This window comes from Mesorhizobium sp. P2_D5 (genome assembly GCF_056404355.1).
Genome location: NZ_JBFUEE010000005.1, coordinates 367,036 through 386,459, shown reverse-complemented (window position 1 = coordinate 386,459; position 19,424 = coordinate 367,036). Strand labels below are relative to the sequence as shown.

The following is a 19,424-nucleotide window of genomic DNA, read 5'->3' as shown; positions in this document are numbered from 1 at the left end:
CATCACCGAATCGTTCGCGTTCAGAACGCGTTATCCGCGAAACATTAGGCACCGGGTGAAGGCAACGTCAACAAAGCTCTCGCGACTGTCCCCTGCTAACGCTAATGTAGGCCCGCCATCGGCATCATAAGACCGGCAAATACGCACCGATTTGTTGACTAAAAGCCCGCGCCTGCTATGTGTCGCGCACCCTTTTCCAGGGCTCTCCCCAGCCCTCAAACCCCCATTTCTGGAGGAACCATGACGTCGCGTGAACAACATGACCGGATGGCCAATGCGATCCGTTTTCTCTCCATGGACGCCGTCGAGAAGGCTCAGTCCGGCCATCCCGGCCTGCCCATGGGCTGCGCCGACATCGCCACGGTGCTGTTCACACGCTTCCTGAAATATGATCCCAAGGCCCCGCACTGGCCCGATCGCGACCGCTTCATCCTGTCGGCCGGTCACGGCTCGATGCTGCTCTATTCGCTGCTGCATCTGACCGGCTATGAAGACATGACCATCGACCAGATCAAGCATTTCCGCCAGTTGGGCTCGAAGACCGCCGGCCACCCTGAATATGGTCACGCCACCGGCATCGAGACGACGACCGGCCCGCTCGGCCAGGGTCTCGCCAATTCGGTCGGCTTCGCGCTCGGCGAGCGCATCATGAACGCCGCCTTCGGCAACGACCTCATCAATCACTACACCTATGTGCTGGCCGGCGACGGCTGCCTGATGGAAGGCGTCAGCCAGGAGGCCATCGCGCTTGCCGGGCACCTCAAGCTCAACAAGCTGATCGTCTTCTGGGACAACAACAACATCTCGATCGATGGCCCGGTGTCGCTCGCCGACAACACCGACCAGGTTGCCCGCTTCCAAGCATCCGGCTGGAACGCCAGCCACATCGACGGCACGGATCCGGAAGCGATCGCCTATGCCATCGAAGCCGCCCGCCATTCCGACAAGCCGACGATGATCGCCTGCAAGACGACCATCGGCTTCGGCGCGCCGACCAAGGCCGGCACCAACAAGGCACACGGCTCGCCGCTCGGCGCCGACGAGATTGCCGGCGCGCGGAAGTTCTTCAACTGGGATTCGCCGCCCTTCGAGATTCCGGCCGACATCCTCGACGCATGGCGCACCGCCGGCAAGGCCGGCGTCAACGCGCGCACCGACTGGGAAGGCCGCCTCGCCAAGGCCGAAGCGAAGCTGAAGGCTGAGTTCGAGCGCCGCATCGCCGGCAAGCTGCCGTCCAACTTCGACGCCGTCATTGCCGACTACAAGAAGACGCTCTCTGTCGACAAGCCGAAGGTCGCCACCCGCAAATCGTCGGAAATGGCGCTGGAGGTCATCAACGGCGCCGTGCCCGAGACCATCGGTGGCTCCGCCGACCTGACCGGCTCCAACAACACCAAGACCAGCCAGACCAAGAACATCACGCCGGACGATTATGGCCAGCGCTACGTCCACTATGGCATCCGCGAGCATGGCATGGCCGCCGCACTCAATGGACTGACGCTGCATGGCGGCCTCATCGCCTATGGCGGCACCTTCATGTGCTTCTCCGATTATGCCCGTCCGTCGATGCGGCTGGCCTCGCTGATGGGCATCCGTTCGATCTTCGTCATGACCCATGATTCCATCGGTCTGGGCGAAGACGGCCCGACCCACCAGCCGGTCGAGCATCTGGCGGCACTGCGCGCCATTCCCAACCACAATGTCTTCCGTCCGGCCGATGCGGTGGAAACCGCCGAATGCTGGCAGATCGCTCTCGAGTCGGAAAAGACGCCTTCGACTTTGGCGCTGACCCGCCAGAACCTGCCGACGGTGCGCACCGAATTCTCGGCCAAGAACCTGAGTAGCCAGGGCGGCTACGAACTGGCCGCAGCCAGCGGGGAGGCCGCGGTGACGATCTTCGCCAGCGGCTCCGAGGTCGAGATTGCGCTTGCCGCCCGCGAGTTGCTGGAGAAGCATGGTCATCCGACCCGCGTCGTGTCGATGCCTTGCTTCGAATTGTTCGACAAGCAGAGCGACGACTACCGCAAGAAGACGATCGGCAACGCGCCAATCAAGATGGCGATCGAAGCCGGCATCCGCCAGGGCTGGGATCATCTCATCGGCTCCGACGGCATCTTCATCGGCATGACCGGCTTCGGCGCCAGCGGCACCATCGAACAGCTCTATCCGCATTTCGGCATCACCGCCGATGCTGCCGCCAAGGCAGCGGAAGCCCGCTTGCACGGCAAGTAAGGTCTTGCATGTCGCCCAAAAGCGTATCGCGGTTTTGGACAACGACAGGCTGAAGCAAAAAATGCCCCGGCGAAACCGCACAAAGCGATTTCGCCGGACTGGCCCAACCTAATCGATTTAAATCCATGTCGCTGCGGCTGGATTCTTTCCGCTTCCGCCGCTATGAAGCTGCGGACCCATCGTCTGCCCTCCAGCTCCCCGGGAGAGAAAAATGACCGTCAGAGTTGCCATCAACGGATTCGGCCGCATCGGCCGCAACATCCTGCGCGCCATCCATGAATCAGGCCGCAAGGACATCGACGTCGTCGCCGTCAACGATCTCGGCCCGGTCGAGACCAATGCCCATCTCCTGCGCTTCGACAGCGTGCATGGCCGCTTCCCGCACGAGGTTTCGGTCTCCGGCGACCAGATCACCGTCGGCAAGGAAAAGTTCAAGGTCACCGCGATCAAGGATCCGACGCAACTGCCGTGGAAGGAACTCGGCGTCGACATCGCGCTCGAATGCACCGGCATCTTCACCGCCCGTGACAAGGCCGCTGCGCACCTGACCGCCGGCGCCAAGCGCGTGCTGGTCTCGGCGCCGGCCGAAGGCGCCGACCTCACCGTCGTCTACGGCATCAACCACGACAAGCTGACCAAGGACCACATCGTCATCTCGAACGCGTCGTGCACCACCAACTGCCTGGCGCCGCTGGCCGCCGTGCTGCACGAGACGGTCGGCATCGAAAAGGGCATGATGACGACGATCCATTCCTATACCGGCGACCAGCCAACGCTGGACACCATGCACAAGGATCTCTACCGCGCCCGCGCCGCCGCTTTGTCGCAGATCCCGACCTCGACCGGTGCCGCCAAGGCAATCGGCCTCGTCTTGCCCGACCTCAAGGGCAAGCTCGACGGCATCTCGATCCGCGTGCCGACCCCGAACGTCTCGGTCGTCGATTTCAAGTTCATCGCCAAGCGGCCGACCACCGTCCAGGAGATCAACGATGCGGTCATCGCCGCGTCCAACGGCAAGCTGAAGGGCATTCTCGGCGTCACCCATCACCCGAACGTCTCGATCGACTTCAACCACGATCCGCGCTCCTCGATCATGGCGCTCGACCAGACCAAGGTCATGGACGGCAACTTCGTTTCGGTGCTGTCCTGGTACGACAATGAATGGGGCTTCTCCAACCGCATGGCCGACACGGCGGTCGCCTTCAGCAAGACCATCGCCTGATCGCGACGCCTTCCTTCGAGACCTGGAACGCCCGGCTTTGTCCGGGCGTTTTTCATGCGAGCGCCGGGCGCCTTCTCAAATCGTGCCCCGAGCGCCAAAGCGTTCGAAAATCAGGGGCATAGGGCAAAAAACCACCCCGCCGCCTTGCACTGGTCACGTCTTCGCCCCACTCTGCCATAAACCAGGAGACAGACGAATTTGAGGGGCTGATTTCAGGATGGAGCATGCGATCTATCTCGTCACGCTGGTCGGCACAGCACTTGTCGTCGCCGCCGCGTTTTCGAGCCTGATCGCCTTCCGCTTCGGCGCCCCGCTTCTGCTTCTGTTTCTCTGCATCGGATTGGCCACCGGCACCGATGGCCTCGGCATCGAGTTCGACAACGCCCGCATCGCATATTTTGCCGGCTCACTGGCTTTGGCCGTCATCCTGTTCGATTCCGGTTTCGGCACGCCGCTCAACGCCTTGCGGCAGGCGGCGGGACCGGCGCTGTCGCTGGCGACCTTCGGCGTCCTTCTCACCACCGGCCTGTTTGGCGCCGCCGCCCACTACCTGCTCGACCTCACCTGGCTCGAATCGTTCCTGCTCGGCGCCGCCGTCGCCTCCACCGATGCCGCGGCGGTGTTCTTCCTGCTGCGCGCCGGCGAAATCAATCTGCGCGAGCGCGTGCGCTCCACGCTCGAGGTGGAATCCGGCACCAACGACCCGATCGCCATCTTCCTGACCATCACGCTGGTCGAGATCATCGCCGCTCACGCCAACCCCGAGGCCAATGTGCTGGTCACCAGCCTGGCCCTAGGCTTCCTCATCAACATGGGCCTCGGCGCCGTCGTCGGCGCGCTTGGCGGCCTCGCCATCGTGCGCCTCGTCGACCGGCTCAATCTCGATCACGGCTTGCTGCCGATCTTCGTGCTGACCTTGTCGCTGATGATCTTTGCCGCCGCCGGTGCCATCGGCGGCTCGGGCTTCCTGGCGGTTTATCTCGCGGGCTTGATCGCCGGCAATTCCGACATCCGCGCCGTCACCATCCTCAAGCGCTTCCAGGACGGTATGTCATGGCTGGCGCAGATCATCATGTTCCTGATCCTCGGCCTGTTCGCGACGCCATCGCAATTTCCCGCGATCATGGTGCCGGCGATAGCGCTCGGCCTGTTCCTGATGTTTGTCGCCCGCCCGATCGCGGTCTGGCTCTGCCTGATCCCGTTCCGATTGCCGCGTCCCGAAGTCGCCTTCGTCTCCTGGGTCGGCCTGCGTGGCGCGGTGTCGATCCTGCTCGCCATCACCCCGCTGCTCGGCGGGTTGGAAAACGGCCGTATCATCTTCAACACCGCCTTCATCATCGTGCTGGTCTCACTGGTCATCCAGGGCTGGACCGTCGGGCCGCTGGCGCGCCGTCTCGGCCTAATCGTGCCGGCGCGGCTCGGCCCACTAGACAAGGTCGAGCTGGAATTGCCGGGCTCGGCCCATCACGAGCTTCTTGCCTATCGCGTGGCACACGGCAGTCCGGTGGCGCGCGGCGAGCGCATTCCGCGCTGGGCGCGGCCCTCGCTGGTGCTGCGCGACGGGCGCTCGATGCGCTTCCAGGACATGGGCAGGCTCGCCGCCGGCGACCAGGTCTATATTTTCGTGCCGGATCGCTATCCTCGCCTGCTCGACAAGCTGTTCGCCAGCCGCGCGGTGGTCGATCCCGAGGATGCGGATTTCTTCGGCGCCTTCGCCGTGGACCCCGCGCGCTCCGCCGCCGAACTGGAGGCCGCCTATGCGCCCGGTCTGACTGAAGCGGAGCAAAAGCTCACCGTCGGCGCGCTGGTCACTGGGCGGCTCGGCGGCCATGCCGAATATGCCGACCGTGTACTGCTCGGTCCGATCGAGCTGATCGTCCGCGACGTCGACGATAAGGGCAAGATCATGGGCCTCGGCCTTTCCTTCGAGCCGACCGCACCGGTGGCGCGGGTGCCGGTTTTCCTGAGCGCCGGCGAAATCGGCGACCGGCTCTCTGCCTTTATCCGCAACTGGCGCAAACCGACCGAGACGCAATTGGCCGAGGCGCGGGCGGGCGAGAAGCCGGCGCCGGAACCGGCAGCGGAGAAGGCTGCGACCGAGAGCTGACACGGCGATCGCTGCGCTGCCCCTCACCCGCTGCCGGCACGGCCCTGGTACCGGCTTCAAAATTTCGTATCGAACCCAGCCTAAGCCTTGCATCATCGTTGGCGCGGGGTATGGTCCCCCGATTTTTTGCGAAAGGAACCTGCATGGCCGCCTTCAAGACTCTCGACGACATCGGCAACATCAGCGGCAAGCGCGTGCTGGTGCGCGTCGACCTCAACGTGCCTGTCGCCGACGGCAAGGTCACCGACGCCACCCGCATCGAACGCATCGCGCCGACCATCGCGGAGCTGTCCGCCAAGGGCGCCAAGGTTATCCTGCTCGCCCATTTCGGTCGGCCCAAGGATGGCCCCTCGCCCGAATTCTCGCTGGAGCCGATCGCCAGGGCGACAGCCGATGTGCTTGGCCGGCCCGTTGGCTTCGCCAGCGATTGCGTCGGTGACACGGCGGGAAGCGCCATCGCCGCCATGGACAAGGGCGACGTGCTGCTGCTCGAAAACACCCGCTTCTACAAGGCCGAGGAGAAAAACGATCCGGCCTTCACCGAAAGGCTCGCCGCCTGCGGCGACATCTTCGTCAACGACGCCTTTTCCGCGGCGCACCGCGCCCACGCCTCGACCGAGGGGCTGGCGCGTCTGTTGCCGGCCTTCGCCGGCCGCACCATGCAGGCTGAGCTCGAGGCGCTGGAGAGGGGTCTGGGAAATCCGGTCCGTCCGGTGGTTGCCATTGTCGGCGGTGCCAAGGTCTCGACCAAGATCGACCTGTTGATGAATCTGGTGAAGAAGGTCGACGCGCTGGTCATCGGCGGCGGCATGGCCAACACGTTCCTTGCCGCGCGCGGCACCGATGTCGGCAAATCGCTGTGCGAGCATGATCTCGCCAGCACTGCCAAGCAGATCATGATCGAAGCGGCCGAGGCCGGCTGCGCCATCATCCTGCCGGTCGACGGCGTCGTCGCGAAGGAATTCAAGGCCGGTGCGGCCTGCGAGACCGTCGCCATCTCGGAGGTGCCGGCCGACGGCATGATCCTCGATGTCGGCGCCAAAACCGTAACGACCATTGGCGAATGGATCGACCGCGCCGCAACGCTGGTCTGGAATGGCCCGCTCGGCGCTTTCGAGATCGCGCCCTTCGACCATGCGACGGTGGCGGCAGCGAAGCACGCGGCGGCGCGCACCAAGGCCGGCAAGCTGGTCTCGGTCGCCGGCGGTGGCGACACGGTGGCGGCACTCAACCATGCCGGCGTCGCCGACGACTTCACCTATGTCTCGACCGCCGGCGGCGCTTTCCTGGAATGGATGGAAGGCAAGCCGCTGCCCGGCGTCGACGTGCTGAAGCACTAGAGCATTCTTCAGCTAGGCGGAAACGCCTGGCGCCGCGGAAATGCGGCTAAACCGAACGCCTCGATCAACACAAAGAGAGCGGGCAAGGGCTCTCGAGACTTTCAATCGATTCGAGCTTTCCGATGCCATTCCTTTGGCGGTAGACTTCCGTTAAGCGCGGAAGACAACCGTTTCAGGAGAAGCAGAATGAGCGAACGTCTCGAAGACATTGCCGCCGCGATCGTGGCCGATGGCAAGGGCCTGCTGGCCGCCGACGAAAGTTCCGGCACCATAAAGAAGCGCTTCGACGTCATCGGCGTCGAATCGACCGCCGACAGCCGTCGCGACTACCGCGAGATGATGTTCCGCGCCAGGGAGGCGATGACCCGGTATATTTCCGGCGTCATCCTCTACGACGAGACGATCCGCCAGAAGGCCGCCGACGGCACGCCGCTGGTCGATATCATCAAGGCGGCCGGCGCCATCCCCGGCATCAAGGTCGATGCCGGCGCCAAGCCTCTGGCCGGTTTCCCCGGCGACACCGTCACCGAGGGCCTCGAGGGCCTGCGTGAGCGCCTTGCCGACTACTACAAGCTCGGCGCCCGCTTCGCCAAATGGCGCGCGGTGATCGACATCGACACCGGCAAGGGCGTGCCTTCGGCCAATTCGATCAGCTCGAACGCCCATGCGCTCGCCCGCTATGCAGCACTTTGCCAGGAAGCCGGCATCGTGCCGATCGTGGAGCCGGAAGTGCTGATGGACGGCGCCCACGACATCGACACCTGCTACGCGATTTCGAAGGCGACGCTGATCAAGCTCTATGACGAGCTCCATGCGGCACGCGTCGTGCTCGAAGGCACGATCCTGAAGCCCAACATGGTGCTGGCCGGCAGGAAATCGGGCAAGGTGAGCAGCCCGGAAGAAGTCGCGGAAATGACGATAAAACTGTTCCGCGAGACTGTGCCGGCAGCGGTGCCTGGCATCGCCTTCCTCTCCGGCGGCCAGGAGGACGAGGAAGCGACCGCCAACCTCAACGCCATCAACGCCATCGGGCCGCACCCGTGGAAGCTGACCTTCTCCTATGGCCGCGCCCTGCAGGCCGCACCGCAGAAAGCGTGGAGCGGCAAGGCCTCGAACGTCGCCGCCGGCCAGGCCGCCTTCACCCACCGTGCCCACATGAACCATCTGGCCGCACTTGGGAAATGGAAGGCGAGCCTGGAGCAGGCCGCCTGATCGGGGCTTTTTCCGTCTTCCTTCGAACCCGGGCCGCTGCGCCCGGGTTTTTGTTTGTGGCTTGCCTGGGCTTGGGACGGCTCGCCTGCATCCCTACTTCCTCTCCGGCGCTGGAGCGTGATCCCGAAACTGGAATCCGGTTTCGCAAGATCATGCTCAAAAACAAACAACCGGCGATGTCGGTTTTCGCCCGTCCCGAACGTCCTTGGGATGACAGACAGGGAGAGGTTCATGAACCGCAACAAGGTCGTTTCGCGCGAAGACTGGTTTCAGGCGCACAAGGCGCATCTGGCGCGCGAGAAACAACTCACCAAGCTTCGCGAGCGCATCGCCGCCGAACGGCGTGAACTGCCCTGGCTGAAGATCCGCAAGGACTATGTCTTCGAGACCGGGCAAGGGCCGAAGAAACTGGCGGACTTGTTTGCCGGCAACAGCCAGTTGATCGTCTACCACTTCATGTTCGGGCCGGGGTGCAACCATCATTGCGAGGGTTGCTCGTTCCTTGCCGACCATATCGACGGGGCCAACCAGCATCTCAGGCATCACGACGTGTCGCTGGTCGTGATCTCGCGGGCGCCGCTGGCCGAATTGCTGCCCTACAAGCAGCGCATGGGCTGGAAGTTCGACTGGGTGTCGTCCTATGCCTCGGATTTCAACTTCGACATGCAGGTCTCCTTCACCGACAAGCAGATCGCGGCTGGCGACACCACTTACAATTTCGAGACAATTCCCCGGACGTCGAAGGAACTTCCCGGCACCAGCGTTTTCTACCGAGACGAGAACGGCGACATCTTTCTCACGTTCATGTCGCGCGCCCGCGGGGGCGAAGCGCTGATCGGCACATATGATTATCTCGACATGACGCCGAAGGGCCGCAACGAGACCGGCCCCTATCATGGCCTGATGGACTGGGTGCGGCTGCACGATGAATATGGCGACCGGTCTGGAGTGCAGGAAACCTGTTGCGATCAGCGTGTCGGCGAGCCGGTCGTTCACCTCGGGCGCAACATGCGCTAAAGGGTGCGCATGCAGCGCCCTCTCGCCCTTCTCACCTGGCTCGCCTACCCGGTCTATGTCTGGCAAGGCCTCGGCGTGCGCCGCCGTACCACGCGCATGCTGCCGGCGCAGGGTCCGGTCATGCACGATATCCAGGGCAAGGCGCCGCCAATCTCGCTTCTGGTGCTGGGGGATTCCTCGGCCGCTTCGGTTGGCATCGGCAATTCGGAGAACGGGCTTGCCGCGCAACTCGCCGTGCTGATTGCGCAGGACACCGGCCGCGCCGTGCGCTGGCGGGCGGCCGGCTTCAATTCGGCAACGTCGGGCCAGATCCGCGACCATGTCCTGCCCAATCTGTCGGCCGATCCGTGGACACATATCGTGCTCGCCATCGGCACCAACGACACCAAGAATTTTCACTCGGTGCCGCGCTTCAAGAAGGAGTTCGGCGGCCTGCTCTATGCGCTGCGCGCCAAATGGCCGGAAGCGCGCGTGGTGTGGTCTCCGGTGCTGGAGTTCACGCGGGCACCGGCCATGCCGTCGCTGCTCGGCAAGATCCTGGAGATCCGTGCCGCGGAGATGAACCGGATGGGCGAACGCCTTTGCCTGGAACGCGGCGCGGTGCCGGCGCCGCGCCTGCCGATCACAAATCCTGAAGAGGGTTTTGCCTCCGACGGTTTTCACGCCTCGGAAGCCGGCTACCGGGCATGGGCTGAGCATCTCGCCGGCCTGGTACTTGCCAGCTGAACTGGAGCCGGGCTTGGTTGGCGCAGGCTTATGTCCAGTGTCCGAGCACGGCTGTTATGGAAATCGCCGCCATCGCCAGCAGCGCCAGCTTCCAGAAGTCGCTGCGCCGTTTCAGCCCCGGCCAGCCGAGCGGCTTGATCAGCTGGATGACCATGATGCCAACAATGACGAGCGCGAGGAGTTTCGACATGCCGCCTTTGACCAGCAACACGGCCGGCTGTCAAAGCACGTCGTCGTTGCCCGAGAAGAATGGGCGCCGCGATCCCGAGCCGGAACGCGGCGCCCGCCTTGACTGAGGAACGATCTACTTCAGCGGCTTGAGGCCGGCCTCGATCGAGGCGCGCTTCGGTTCGAGGAACGGCGGCAAGGCCAGCTTTTCACCCAGCGTCTCCAGCGGCTCGTCGGCGGTGAACCCCGGCCCATCGGTGGCGATCTCGAACAGGATGCCGTTCGGCTCGCGGAAATAGAGCGAACGGAAGTAATAGCGCTCGACCTCGCCGCTCGACGGCAGTCGGAATTCGGCCAGCCGCGCCGTCCATTGATGCAGCGTCTCCTGGTCCGGCGCCCTGAAGGCGACGTGATGGACCGCACCGGCGCCTTGCCTTGCCGGCGCCAGTCCAGGCTGCACAAGGACATGAAGCTCCGCCGCCGGTCCGCCCTTGCCCATTTCGAAGACGTGAACCTGACCTTCCGGCGAGGCATAGTCGCGGGCCTTGCGCATGTTCATCACTTGCGTCACCATCGCCTCGGTGTTGGTGATGTCGGGAACGCTGATGACGATCGGCCCGAGCCCGCGAATCTGATGCTCAGCCGGCACCGGGCTGTGCGCCCAGGGGTGGCTGTCGCCCTCGCCGTCATCGCTGATGAGGCGCAGACGCTGGCCCTCGGGATCCTCAAAATCCAGGCTGGGGTAGCCGCCGATGTCGGCGATCTCACTCGTCGCGATGTTTTCGCTGGTCAGGTGCTGCTTCCACCAGGCAAGGCTTTCCTGCCTGCCGACCCTGAGGCTGGTCCGCACGATGCTATGGGTGCCGCGCCGCTCCTGGCCAACCGGCCAGTCGAAGAAGGTAAGATCGGTGCCCGGTGTCGCTTCGCCGTCGGCATAGAAGAGGTGGTAAGCCGAGGTGTCGTCCTGGTTCACCGTCTTCTTGACCAGCCGCAAGCCCAGCACCTTTGTGTAGAAATGAAGATTTCCAGGCGCATTGGCGGTGATTGCCGTCAGATGGTGGATTCCTGTCAGTTGCAGGCTCATGGTCGTCTCCCTGTTTTTGGGGAATAATTTTCTCCCTCCATATCAGAACTTCGGCCACGTCGCTGAAGACCGCGTATCCTGACAGTCCGTCGCTCAGGATTGAACAATGGACCCTCGATCGATATTCGCTCGGTGAACAATCCCGACCGGCAAGCGTGCTGCATGGCCTCGACTTGATGCAGCGAAAACGATGTCTTCTCTCGGGGTACACTGCGATCACAACTATCGTCCGCGCCCTGCCACCCTCCTGACAGACTGCTGTCAGGAGGGGTATGCGATACTGCCTCCAGTTAAAGAGAGGAGACTAGCTATGAACGGTTCCACCCTTCTGCGCGGCGTGCAGCACTATGTCGGCAAGATACGGACGATGCGCAACGAGATCCGCACCCAGCGGTTCATGAACTCGCTGCCGGCGGACATTCGCAAGGATATCGGCTGGCCGGACATGTATGCCGAACGTCGCTACCGCGGCAATTGAGACGAATTTTTCGACACAGCGGTTGGATGTGGGCGCCCCAAGGCCCAGATAATAAGTCCGGCGCGCAAGGGAGGAGCGAGCTCATGCCCAAACAGAAGCAGATCGGCTTTCTTTTCATCGACGGCTTTGCCGACTGGGAATATGGGCTGCTGGCGGCCTCGGCGGTCGAATGGTTCGGTGCGCGCGCCGTATCGCTGACGCCCGGTGGCAAGCCAGTGACCGGGATCAGCGGTTTTCAGTTGACACCAGATCGCTCTGCTGAAGCTGGGGAGAATGCCGATCTCGACGCCATCGTCGTCATCGGCTCCGACCAGTGGACAGGCAAGGCGCCACCGGATGCGGCAGACCTGCTCACCGCTGTTGCGTCGCGCGGCGGCGTCGTTGGCGGTGTCTGCGCCGGCACGTTGGCGCTGGCCCGAGCCGGCCTGTTCGAGAAGGCCAGGCACACCAGCAATGGCCGCGATTGGATCAACAGTCATGAAGCCGGCTATCCCGGCAACGGCAACTATCAGGACGTGCCGCATGCCGTTGCCGACGGCGCTGTGGTTTCCGCGCCGGGCTCGGCGCCGGGCACATTCGCGCTCGCCTTTCTGAAGACGCTCTATCCGGAAAGAAGCAGCGATCTCGCGCAGATGCGGACGCTGTTCGCCAAGGAGTATGCTGAAGCCTCCTGACAGTATGCTGTCAGGATAGACGTGCAATAGGTGTCGCGAGCAAACTCACTTCGGGAGAAACGCATGGCTTCCATTGCTGCAAAAGCTTCGGCCTGGTTCCAGATTCCCGTCACTGACATGGACAGGACAGGAGCCTTCTACGGGAAGGGCCTCGCGGAATGGTGAAGAGCTGGAACGACAGGCTGAATACGCCCGGTATCAACGGCGTGAAGCCGACGCCGCGCACGATGGCCGATGTCATCGAGGGCCAGCCGATGCTGGTGCCGACTGCACGCCAGGTCGATGATTTCATCCGCTCGATCCCGGAAGGCGTGGAGATGGATGTCCGCGCCCTGCGCACGGCGCTTGCCATCGAGCACGGCGCCGAAGTGACATGCCCGGTCACCATCGGCTATCATCTGCGCACTGTTGCCGAGGCCGCCAACGAGGATCTCGAGCGCGGCATGACACTGAGCGATATTGCGCCGTTCTGGCGCGTGCTCGACTCGAACACGCCGACCACGAGAAAACTGTCCTTCGGCGCGGCATTCGTCGCCGCGCAGCGCAAGCGCGAAGGGCTGAAACCATGATGCATGCCGCCCCAAAACTGTTCTGCGGTTTTGGGCGGCATGCATAGAAACAACGCCGAGGGACCAAACGATGCGCCGCGCCGACAGGCTCTTCCAGATCGTGCAGCATCTGCGCGGTGGCCGTCTGGTCACCGCCCAGAAGCTCGGCACATGGCTCGAGGTTTCCGAGCGAACCATCTACCGCGATATCGCCGACCTGCAGTCGACCGGAGTGCCTATCGACGGCGAGGCCGGGGTTGGCTACATGATGAGGGAGGGTTTCGACCTTCCGCCGCTGATGTTCACGCGTGACGAGATCGTCGCGCTGGTTGCCGGCGCCCGCATGGTGCGCGCCTTTGGCGGCGCCGCCATGGCGCGCGCTGCCGACGAGGCGCTGGTCAAGATCGGTGCGGTGCTGCCGGATGCCGAGAAGGACCGCATCGCCCGCACCGAGATCCACACGCCGATGTGGGTGGTCAGCGACGCCGCCCGCGAAGCGATCGACCTGATCGAGCGCGCGGTCGAAAAGCGCCAGGTTCTGACCATCGACTATAGCGACGAGGCCGGCCGCGGCACCGCACGCGATATCCGTCCGCTCGGCCTGTGGTTCTGGGGCAAGGTGTGGACGCTGGTCGCCTGGTGCGAGATGCGTGACGACTTTCGCGCCTTCCGCATCGATCGCATCGCTTCGGTGGTCATCGCCGGCCGCATCTTCAAGCCGGAGCGAGGCAAGCAGCTTGCCGACTTCTATCGGGCAGTGGAGCGCAGCGAGGATTACGGCATGGCGCCGGACCGTGCTGCGCGGACCTAGAGCAACTCCAGGAAATGGGTGAACGGCGTCAAAGTAAAAAGGAACTGCCGGACCGCACAAAAAAAGCCCGCTCGAAGCGGGCTTTTTGTTGGGTGTCGGAAATATCACTCGTCGTCGTTGTCCGTGTTCTTCGACTTCAGGGCCGAGAGCTTGGCGAAAACGGCGTTGGCGTCGAGCTCGGCGTCCTCGTCCTTCGGCTTCTCCGGAGCCGGCACCAGCCGCTCGGTCAAGGCCGCTGGCAAAAGCGTGTCGCCGACCGGCTGCGCCTGTTCGCGGCCACGCGAAGCGCGGTTGACTTCCATGTCGAGGTCGATCTGCGAGGCGAGACCCAGCGTCACCGGGTCCATCGGCTGCAGATTGGCCGAGTTCCAGTGCTTGCGCTCGCGGATCTGCTCGATCGTCGACTTGGTGGTGCCGACGAGGCGGGAGATCTGCGCATCTTTCAGTTCGGGATGGTTGCGCACCAGCCACAGAATGGCATTCGGCCGGTCCTGGCGCTTAGACAGAGGCGTGTAGCGCGGACCCTTGCGCTTGGATTCCGGCACCCGCACCTTGGGGTCCGAAAGCTTCAGGCGCTGGTTCGGATCCTTTTCGGCGCGCGCAATCTCGTCGCGGGTCAACTGGCCGGTCATGATCGGATCCATGCCCTTGATGCCTTGCGCCGATTCGCCGTCGGCGATCGCCTTGACCTCGAGCGGATGCAGCCCACAGAACTGCGCGATCTGCTCGAAAGAAAGCGCGGTGTTGTCGACCAGCCAGACGGCAGTCGCCTTGGGCATCAGCAGCGTATTGGCCATTCTAAAAATCCTTCTCGTTCGCCCGCGTTCCCGCGCGGGCGGTGGTTTAGAGCCACCAAAATGGGAAATTCGCGGCCTGTATAGCCGCTCCGTCGCCGCTTCGCAATGTTTTTGGATGTCATCGGCCAGAAACCGTGGCCCGCGACCACTGGAACGGCTCCGCGCTCTTGAGCAGCGACAAACTGGCTTTGCCGACGGAGGCCGCGGTCGACCGGCTCTGGTCGTCCGACCCCCAGAACGACAAAACCCGCCGGACTGGGTCCAGCGGGCTCGGAACCGCGACGGGATCCGTCTGATGCGGCTCTGGCTTCTACGGCACCGTCCGCCTGCGCGGACCGTGCTCGGCTTTAGATGGCCTTGCGGGCGATCTTTTCGATGTCGGCGCGGTTGATGCCGAGATCGTTGAGCTGACGTGCGTTGAGACTGTTCAGTTCGCGCACAGTCTCGGTGTACCTACGCCAGTTACGGAAAGCGCGGATCGGGTTCATGGTAGTCCTCCAAATGGGTTGTTCGTTTCGGTGATGCTCAAATAGTCATCATCGATCAGGACTTGAACGGCCGTTTTTGCATAGCAATGATGCAAATGCTGCATTGCACCATTAAGCCTCTGTTCATCTTGTAGGCAGCGAGGCGCACGATCAGGATGTGTCGAGATTCAGGTCAGTCCCGCAGCAGCTGAAACTCGATGCGGCCTAGCCGACGTCGAGCACGATCTTGCCGATGTGCTCGCCCTCCTCCATCCGCTCATGCGCCCGCCAGGCCTCGCTGAGCGGGAAGATCATGTCCATCACGGGAGCGACCTTGCGCGTGCCGAGCAACGGCCACACCTGCGCCTCCAGCGCTGCCGCGATCGCCGCCTTGAATTCAACGGTGCGCGGCCTCAGCGTCGACCCCGTATGGGTCAGCCGCTTGACCATGATCTTCGAGAAGTCGGCGCTCGCCACGGCGCCGCCCTGCACGGCAATCTGCACAATGCGACCCTCAATCGCCGCGGCCTCGTAGTTGCGCGCCACATAGTCACCGCCGACCATGTCGAGGATGACATTGGCGCCTTTGCCAGCGGTCGCCTCCTTGACCGCAGCGACGAAATCCTCCTCGCGATAGTTGATCGCCCGGTCGGCGCCGAGCTTCAGGCAGGCGTCGCACTTCTCCTTGCTGCCGGCGGTGGTGATGACATTAGCGCCGAAAGCCGAGCCAAGCTGGATCGCCGTGGTGCCGATGCCGGACGAGCCGCCATGGACGAGCAGTGTCTCGCCGCTCTTCAGGCCGCCGCGCTCGAACGCATTGTGCCAGACGGTGAAGTAGTTCTCCGGCACCGCCGCGGCTTCGGTGTGGGTAAAGCCGGCCGGCAGCGGCAGCACACTGCCGGCGTGAACCTTGACATATTCGGCATAGCCTCCGCCGGGTGTGAGCGCGCAGACGCGGTCGCCGATGCGCCAGCGCGATATGTCATCGCCAAGGGCGGCCACTTCGCCCGACACCTCGAGGCCGGGCAGGTCGGACGCGCCGGCCGGCGGCGGGTAGGCGCCCTTGCGCTGCTGGATGTCGGGCCGGTTCACGCCGGCGGCGTGCACCTTGATCAGGATCTCGCCGGGGCCCGGCTGCGGCACGTCGCGCGTTTCGGGTTTCAGCACCCGGGGGCCGCCCGGCACCGAGATCGCGATGGCCGTCATTCTTGCCGGAATTTTCTGTCCGCTCGCCATGTGATTTCCCGTCTTTCCTCGCCGCTATCCGACCGGCTGTTTGCATCGACGCCCCTGCCCTATGTATGCTGATTGCCAAATCAGGCAAATGGCCAATGTGGGAGGAGCGACGATGGCGATCTTCGACGACGAACCCAAGAAGAAGGCGCGCCCGCACGAGATCGGGCAGGACCTGTCGCTGCTTTCGGTCGGTGAATTGACCGAGCGGATCGGTATCCTGCGCGATGAGATCACCCGCCTCGAAAACGAGCTCAAGGCCAAGGACAGCACCAAATCGGCCGCCGAAGCACTGTTCCGTCGCGGATAGAGGCTGGCGCAGGGCCCGCCGCCGAAAAGCCCGAATGCGACTGTCTTCAGACCCAGCGTCCCCGCCAACCCGAGCCGGATCAAACAATGTTCGCAACCTACCGACCGATCCTCTCGCTGCTTCGCGGCACTGCCTTCCTGCTCGCGGCGTCTGGATTGCACGGGCTGCTGTTGCCGCTGCGGGGTCAGCTGGAAGGCTTCTCGACCGCATCGCTCGGCCTGATGGGCACGGCCTGGGCCGGCGGCTTCGTCACCGGCTGTTTCTTTGCACCGCGCATCGTGCGCCGTGCCGGGCACGTGCGCGCCTTCGGCGCCTTTGCCGCATCGGGCGCCATCGTGGCGCTGCTCACCGGACTGATCATCGACGAGTATGTCTGGATCCTGCTGCGCGCCTTCACCGGCTTCACCATGGCCGGCGCCTTCATGGTCATCGAAAGCTGGCTGAACGAAAAGGCCACCAACGAGAACCGCGGCACCATCTTCGGCCTCTATATGATGGTCACCTATGCCTCGATCATGGGCGGACAGATGATCGTCGCTGGCGGCGACGTGAAGTCGGCCTCCCTGTTCATGATCACCGGCATCCTGTTTTGCCTGTCACTGCTCCCGACCGCGGTTTCGACCGCTTCCCACCCCAAGCCGCTGCAGGATGTCTCGCTCGACGTCAAAGGCCTTTATGTCAATTCGCCGGTGTCGGCTGTCGCTTGCGTCCTGATCGGCATCGCCAACGGCGCCTGGGGCACGCTTGGCGCCGTCTATGGCGCCCGCATCCGCATTCCCACGGCCGAGATCGCCCTGATGATGAGCCTGGTGGTCGTTGCCGGTGCCGCCATGCAGCTTCCGGCCGGGCGCCTCTCGGACAAGACCGACCGGCGTTTCGTGCTGGCAGGTGCTGCCTTCGGCGCGGCCTTGGTTGCACTTGCCATCTTCGTGTTCGAGCCACGCTCCAGCGTCTTCGTCATCGTCTTCACGGCCGCCTATGGCGGCTTCGCCTATACGCTCTATTCGATCGCGGTGGCGCATGCCAACGACCACGCCCGCGCCGAGGATTTCGTCAAGGTGTCGGGCGGCCTGCTTCTGCTCTACGGCTTCGGCACGATGATCGGACCGCTGCTGGCAGCCGCCTTGATGGGCTGGACGCGCCCGGAAGGCCTGTTCCTGGCGACCGCTTTCGCGCATGTCTGCCTCGCGGCCTATACGTTGCTGCGCATCAGCCGCCGTGCTCCGGTGCCGATCGAAGATCGTGACGCCTTCAAGACGCAACCGGCCGACCGGTCGGTGACGCCGGAAGCATTGCGGCTTGATCCCAGAAGAAAAGCAGAAGCAGACAGTTGAGATTCGAAAGGCTTTGCCTCACTAATAAAGGCATGATGTTTTCCGACGCCTTCATGGCGATTGCCGATCCCAACCGGCGCCATCTTCTGGAAGAACTTCGCCGCGGCCCGAAAACCGTCAACGAGTTGGCTGCGGGTTTGCCTGTATCGCGCCCGGCCGTTTCGCAACATTTGAAAGTGCTGCTCGATGCCGGGCTGGTCAACGCCAAGGCCGAAGGCACCAGGCGCGTCTATACGGTGAGCAATCCCGGCTTCCTCAAACTCAACATCTGGCTCGATCAGTTCTGGGAAGCCTGACGGCCCCGCCGTATCGGCAACGCAGTTCAAGCTTCCTCGCGCAAGAAAGCGCCGAGCGCATCGAGCAGCTCGCCTGTGCCATGCTCGCGTGTGGCCGACGTATCGTGGCCGTCGAGGAAGGCTCCCTGTTCCGTCATCACAAGCCGCGTCCCGTCGCCCTCGGCAAGCAGCTCGATCGTGGCCAGTGACACCGAGACACGGGTTTCGCCGAACAACAACTCATAGCTGTAGACGATGCGCTGGTCCGGCACGATGTCTTGATAGACAGCATTGAAAAAATGCATCTGGCCATCGCTCGGACAGCCGGCATTGACCTCCTTGCCGCCGATACGGAAATCCATTTCATGCCTGCTGGGCGTCGGATCGTGCGGATCGGCGAACCAGCGCCGTTTGGCCGCCGGATTGCTCAGGGCAAAGTAGACTTTTGCGGGCGACGCTGGGTAGCTGCGCTCGATGACGAAGGTGGAATGGACGACGGAACGTTCGGTCATGGATTCTCCTCGTTGGATGGATTGAATTCAGAGCATGATCCTCATCGAGGGATCGTCATGCACCGGCGGTCTCGGGCACGAATTCGGCAGCCAGATTGTCCAGCGCCGCGCTGAATCCGGCCTCGCTGCCGGCGATCATGTCCTTGCCGCCGAAGGCAGCGATCTGGTCGGTCAGCACCAGCCGCGTGGACGCACCGAGCGGCTGAAACTCGATCGTGATCAGCGAGGCGGACAGCCGGTCCCACCCTTCGCAGACGAGTTCGGTCGAGACGATGCGCTGCTCAGGCACGATATCGACGTAGCGGTTTTCGACCCGGTAGATCAGACTGCCACGCGGACCGCAGCGGCTGACATCCAGCCCGCCGACGCGGAAATCGGCCTTGTCGTAGACCAGTTCGGCAGTCTTTGATGGCGTGCCCCAGCGCATGCGGGCCTTCGGGTCGGCAAAGGCCTGGAACACGCGCGCCGGCACAGCGTCGTAGGTGCGCTCCAACACGATGGTCGAATGAATCACGGAACGTTCCGTCATAATTGCCTCCTTCAGCTTTTGTCCTTGGTCTCAGCCAGAAAATCGCCGAGCCGGTCCAGCCGGCGCTCCCAGACGAGACGCCGTTCATTGATCCAGTGTTCGGCTGCTCTCAGGGCCTTGGGTTCGATCTGGCAGGTGCGCACCCGACCGACCTTCTGCGTGCGCACGAGGCCGCTTGCCTCCAAAAGGTTCAGATGCTGGACGACGGCCGACAGCGACATCGCCAGCGGCTCGGCCAGCTGGCTGACCGAGGCCGGGCCGCGCGACAGCCGGTCGACCATCTGCCGCCGCGCCGGATCGGCGAGCGCCTGGAACATCAGATCGAGCTGGGCAGGATCGTGCAGCATT

22 protein-coding genes are annotated in these 19,424 nt (G+C 63.6%); 14 read left to right on the top strand and 8 right to left on the bottom strand.

From position 1 onward, the window contains the following. Window positions 1-240 precede the first annotated feature (240 nt). From tkt to AC1DYW_RS23205, 7 genes are all read left to right on the top strand, one after another. The gene (tkt, locus tag AC1DYW_RS23235; RefSeq protein WP_457154880.1) at window positions 241-2,232 is read left to right on the top strand and encodes a transketolase; all 1,992 of its coding nucleotides are present in this window, start codon (window positions 241-243) and stop codon (window positions 2,230-2,232) included. Window positions 2,233-2,443: 211 nt separating this feature from the next. Then, a complete protein-coding gene (gap, locus tag AC1DYW_RS23230) occupies window positions 2,444-3,454 on the top strand; it encodes a type I glyceraldehyde-3-phosphate dehydrogenase (RefSeq protein ID WP_095089351.1) in 1,011 nt (336 codons plus the stop codon). Window positions 3,455-3,671: 217 nt separating this feature from the next. Further along, a complete protein-coding gene (locus tag AC1DYW_RS23225) occupies window positions 3,672-5,561 on the top strand; it encodes a potassium/proton antiporter (protein WP_457150472.1) in 1,890 nt (629 codons plus the stop codon). Window positions 5,562-5,704: 143 nt separating this feature from the next. Next, window positions 5,705-6,901: a phosphoglycerate kinase gene (locus AC1DYW_RS23220; protein ID WP_457150471.1), complete on the top strand. Its 1,197-nt coding sequence runs from the start codon at window positions 5,705-5,707 to the stop codon at window positions 6,899-6,901. 186 nt (window positions 6,902-7,087) lie between these two features. Further along, window positions 7,088-8,113 (top strand): class I fructose-bisphosphate aldolase, encoded by a 1,026-nt coding sequence (locus AC1DYW_RS23215; RefSeq protein WP_477227740.1) that lies wholly within the window; start codon window positions 7,088-7,090, stop codon window positions 8,111-8,113. 231 nt (window positions 8,114-8,344) lie between these two features. Then, window positions 8,345-9,130: a DUF899 domain-containing protein gene (locus tag AC1DYW_RS23210; RefSeq protein ID WP_457150469.1), complete on the top strand. Its 786-nt coding sequence runs from the start codon at window positions 8,345-8,347 to the stop codon at window positions 9,128-9,130. 9 nt (window positions 9,131-9,139) lie between these two features. Continuing rightward, entirely contained in the window at window positions 9,140-9,856 is a 717-nt protein-coding gene (locus AC1DYW_RS23205; RefSeq protein WP_457150468.1) for an SGNH/GDSL hydrolase family protein, read from the top strand. Window positions 9,857-9,884: 28 nt separating this feature from the next. On the opposite strand, the gene AC1DYW_RS23200 is transcribed toward AC1DYW_RS23205, so the two are convergent. After that, window positions 9,885-10,046, bottom strand: coding sequence for a hypothetical protein (locus AC1DYW_RS23200; RefSeq protein WP_082525434.1), 162 nt, complete (start codon window positions 10,044-10,046; stop codon window positions 9,885-9,887). Between the two features lie 114 nt (window positions 10,047-10,160). Then, the gene (locus AC1DYW_RS23195; RefSeq protein WP_457150467.1) at window positions 10,161-11,108 is read right to left on the bottom strand and encodes a ring-cleaving dioxygenase; all 948 of its coding nucleotides are present in this window, start codon (window positions 11,106-11,108) and stop codon (window positions 10,161-10,163) included. Window positions 11,109-11,418: 310 nt separating this feature from the next. On the opposite strand from AC1DYW_RS23195, the gene AC1DYW_RS23190 reads away from it, so the two are divergent. The 4 genes from AC1DYW_RS23190 to AC1DYW_RS23175 all read left to right on the top strand — a co-directional run bounded on the left by AC1DYW_RS23190 (window position 11,419) and on the right by AC1DYW_RS23175 (window position 13,619). Beyond that, the gene (locus tag AC1DYW_RS23190; protein WP_457150466.1) at window positions 11,419-11,586 is read left to right on the top strand and encodes a hypothetical protein; all 168 of its coding nucleotides are present in this window, start codon (window positions 11,419-11,421) and stop codon (window positions 11,584-11,586) included. Between the two features lie 83 nt (window positions 11,587-11,669). Further along, window positions 11,670-12,260 (top strand): DJ-1/PfpI family protein, encoded by a 591-nt coding sequence (locus tag AC1DYW_RS23185; RefSeq protein WP_477227739.1) that lies wholly within the window; start codon window positions 11,670-11,672, stop codon window positions 12,258-12,260. A gap of 158 nt (window positions 12,261-12,418) precedes the next feature. After that, on the top strand, window positions 12,419-12,829 hold the full coding sequence (locus tag AC1DYW_RS23180; protein ID WP_457150464.1) for a hypothetical protein: 411 nt from the start codon (window positions 12,419-12,421) through the stop codon (window positions 12,827-12,829). Window positions 12,830-12,899: 70 nt separating this feature from the next. Then, entirely contained in the window at window positions 12,900-13,619 is a 720-nt protein-coding gene (locus tag AC1DYW_RS23175; RefSeq protein ID WP_091578656.1) for a helix-turn-helix transcriptional regulator, read from the top strand. Between the two features lie 104 nt (window positions 13,620-13,723). On the opposite strand, the gene AC1DYW_RS23170 is transcribed toward AC1DYW_RS23175, so the two are convergent. The 3 genes from AC1DYW_RS23170 to AC1DYW_RS23160 all read right to left on the bottom strand — a co-directional run bounded on the left by AC1DYW_RS23170 (window position 13,724) and on the right by AC1DYW_RS23160 (window position 16,119). After that, window positions 13,724-14,416 carry a DUF1013 domain-containing protein gene (locus AC1DYW_RS23170; protein WP_095089368.1) on the bottom strand — a complete coding sequence of 231 codons (693 nt, stop codon included), beginning with the start codon at window positions 14,414-14,416 and terminating at the stop codon, window positions 13,724-13,726. A 347-nt stretch (window positions 14,417-14,763) separates the two neighbouring features. Beyond that, entirely contained in the window at window positions 14,764-14,904 is a 141-nt protein-coding gene (locus AC1DYW_RS23165; RefSeq protein ID WP_095089369.1) for a DUF1127 domain-containing protein, read from the bottom strand. A 204-nt stretch (window positions 14,905-15,108) separates the two neighbouring features. After that, window positions 15,109-16,119, bottom strand: coding sequence for an NAD(P)H-quinone oxidoreductase (locus AC1DYW_RS23160; protein ID WP_477227738.1), 1,011 nt, complete (start codon window positions 16,117-16,119; stop codon window positions 15,109-15,111). A 112-nt stretch (window positions 16,120-16,231) separates the two neighbouring features. Here AC1DYW_RS23160 and AC1DYW_RS23155 point away from each other — a divergent pair, with 112 nt between their 5' ends. From AC1DYW_RS23155 to AC1DYW_RS23145, 3 genes are all read left to right on the top strand, one after another. Then, window positions 16,232-16,426 carry a DUF1192 domain-containing protein gene (locus AC1DYW_RS23155; RefSeq protein WP_378922741.1) on the top strand — a complete coding sequence of 65 codons (195 nt, stop codon included), beginning with the start codon at window positions 16,232-16,234 and terminating at the stop codon, window positions 16,424-16,426. 86 nt (window positions 16,427-16,512) lie between these two features. Continuing rightward, window positions 16,513-17,760, top strand: coding sequence for an MFS transporter (locus AC1DYW_RS23150; protein WP_095089372.1), 1,248 nt, complete (start codon window positions 16,513-16,515; stop codon window positions 17,758-17,760). 32 nt (window positions 17,761-17,792) lie between these two features. Beyond that, on the top strand, window positions 17,793-18,056 hold the full coding sequence (locus tag AC1DYW_RS23145) for an ArsR/SmtB family transcription factor (protein WP_095089373.1): 264 nt from the start codon (window positions 17,793-17,795) through the stop codon (window positions 18,054-18,056). A 26-nt stretch (window positions 18,057-18,082) separates the two neighbouring features. On the opposite strand, the gene AC1DYW_RS23140 is transcribed toward AC1DYW_RS23145, so the two are convergent. From AC1DYW_RS23140 to AC1DYW_RS23130, 3 genes are read right to left on the bottom strand one after another with little or no spacing between them, the layout of a single operon-like run. Further along, complete coding sequence (locus AC1DYW_RS23140) at window positions 18,083-18,547, bottom strand: SRPBCC family protein (RefSeq protein ID WP_477227737.1); 465 nt, start codon at window positions 18,545-18,547, stop codon at window positions 18,083-18,085. 55 nt (window positions 18,548-18,602) lie between these two features. Beyond that, window positions 18,603-19,076 (bottom strand): SRPBCC family protein, encoded by a 474-nt coding sequence (locus tag AC1DYW_RS23135; RefSeq protein ID WP_477227736.1) that lies wholly within the window; start codon window positions 19,074-19,076, stop codon window positions 18,603-18,605. Between the two features lie 11 nt (window positions 19,077-19,087). Then, complete coding sequence (locus tag AC1DYW_RS23130; RefSeq protein WP_095089377.1) at window positions 19,088-19,423, bottom strand: ArsR/SmtB family transcription factor; 336 nt, start codon at window positions 19,421-19,423, stop codon at window positions 19,088-19,090. Between the last annotated feature and the right edge of the window lies 1 nt (window position 19,424).